The sequence below is a fragment of the Gracilibacillus alcaliphilus genome (genome assembly GCF_016909015.1).
GTDB classification, from domain to species: Bacteria; Bacillota; Bacilli; order Bacillales; family Amphibacillaceae; genus Gracilibacillus; species Gracilibacillus alcaliphilus.
The window spans coordinates 1-1,858 of record NZ_JAFBFA010000076.1 but is presented as its reverse complement, the minus strand read 5'-3'; the positions used below and the strand labels follow the sequence as shown (position 1 = coordinate 1,858).

Genomic DNA, 1,858 nt, shown 5'->3' with positions numbered 1-1,858 from the left:
TCCTTTAGCTTTATATTTTTATTCTACCAAATAAAAAACTGTGTGAGTAAGAAACCGTACGCATTTCTTACTTACACAGTTAATATTACACTCCCTGGAACCCTTGATCACTGTGCAGAAGGACTCCTTTTACATTCCTTTTTTTCTTTGCCTTTTTCAAGGTATCCATCACCAGTTTCAGGTCATTGCTTCGGCTTACATGGTAGGCAACAATTTCGCTGTTATATAAGTCTTTTATGGCGGACAGATATAGTTTTTGTCCGTTAAAAATCAGGTAAGTGATATCCGTTACCCACTTTTCATTTGGCCTGGAAGCCGCAAAATCCCTGTTTATATGGTTGTCTGAGATTACATAGGCTTCTTTCTTTCCATAGTACGGCTTCTTCTTTCGGATAACTGCCTGTATATTCATTTCGCTCATAAGTCGCTGTACGCGCTTGTGGTTGATAGGAAGACTGTAAATCTTCTTTAGCCATACCTGGATTCGTCGATATCCGTAAATTCCCTTATATTTCTTATGGCATTCCATAATTTTCTTCTTGATTTCTTCGTCCTCTATTCGTTTTTCATTAGGTGTTTCCTGCCGTTTTATCCATTTGTAGTAGCCACTTTTCGATACCTTGGCTAGTTCACACAACAGCTGTATCGAATATGTTCCCTTAGACATTTCTCTGATCACTTCATACTTTTTCGGTATTGGTACTTCATCCATTCCTCCTTTCACTTCCTTAAGAGCTTTTTTAGCATTTCATTCTCTGCTTCTAAGCGTTTGATCTTTTCATCAGGATTTTCAGGACGGGTTCTTGATCTGCCTTGACCAACTCCTCTTGCCCTACCTCGTTTTTCCTCAAGTCCTTTTATTCCCTCAGCCTTAAAGTGGTTAACCCATCTTCTTACTTGATTTTTATCAATGTTCATTTCTCTAGCTATTGTGTTATAACCCATCCCATCTTTGAGATGAAGGTTAACAACTTTCTTCTTAAAGTCAATATTATAAGTTTTTCGTTTCTTTCCCACAAAAAATCCCCCCATAGTAGACAGATTAACGTGCTTTCTTTTTTCTGTCTACTATGGGGGGATCATATCACTGAAAAGTGAGGGCTTGCTACATATCTGTAGACATAAGCTAAACATCAATATAAAACTAATCTCACCCCCTTTATTTTAATCGTTTATTAACTTCTTTACGCACTTTTTCATACTCTGCCTTACTGATACCAAGCGATTTCCTACGGTTCTCATGACCACTGCCATGTTTCCCTTGAATTACTTCGGTTGCCATTTGGCTGATTGATTTTCCGGAAGCCGAACCACCACCTGCGCGCCTATTTACCTCTGCTCGCACTTTGGCGTACTGTGCTTGACTGATACCTAATGACTGGCGTCTGTTAGCGTGCCCCGAGCCATGACGACCGTTTATTACCTCTGTGGCCATCTGTGCAATAGTCTTTGTATTCTTCGATTTTGACTTAGAAGTGGACACGCCAGACCTACGGTTGACCTCTGCACGTACCTTCTCGTATTCGGATTGACTGATTCCTAAGGACTTTCTTCTGTTGGCATGACCAGAACCATGTTTACCCTGAATGACTTCGGTTGCCATCTGTTTAATTGACTTAGATGATTGCTTAGGTTTAGACGGCTTATCTGTTGATACGCCAGCCGTTTTGTTGTCAGGCTGTTCTACTGTCCCGCCTAAGAATCGCTGAATCGCATTAAAAGCAGCAGTAGCGCAACGCTCTGCATATTCGTCTTTCTTACTGCCAAATATCCATTCAAAATCATAAAGATTGGTCATAAAGCCGTTTTCGGCAAGGATAGATGGAATGCCGTTTTGTGATGGCACCCTGCACATGTG

General features: G+C 40.6%; 3 protein-coding genes. All 3 read right to left on the bottom strand.

Annotated elements, in window-relative coordinates:
• Positions 1 to 85: 85 nt before the first annotated feature.
• Entirely contained in the window at positions 86 to 712 is a 627-nt protein-coding gene (locus tag JOD18_RS24040) for an IS3 family transposase (protein WP_204672008.1), read from the bottom strand.
• 8 nt (positions 713 to 720) lie between these two features.
• Positions 721 to 1,017 (bottom strand): helix-turn-helix domain-containing protein, encoded by a 297-nt coding sequence (locus tag JOD18_RS24035; protein WP_204668382.1) that lies wholly within the window; start codon positions 1,015 to 1,017, stop codon positions 721 to 723.
• Positions 1,018 to 1,159: 142 nt separating this feature from the next.
• On the bottom strand, positions 1,160 to 1,858 hold a 699-nt coding region (locus JOD18_RS24030; RefSeq protein ID WP_204672007.1), incomplete at its 5' end, for a hypothetical protein.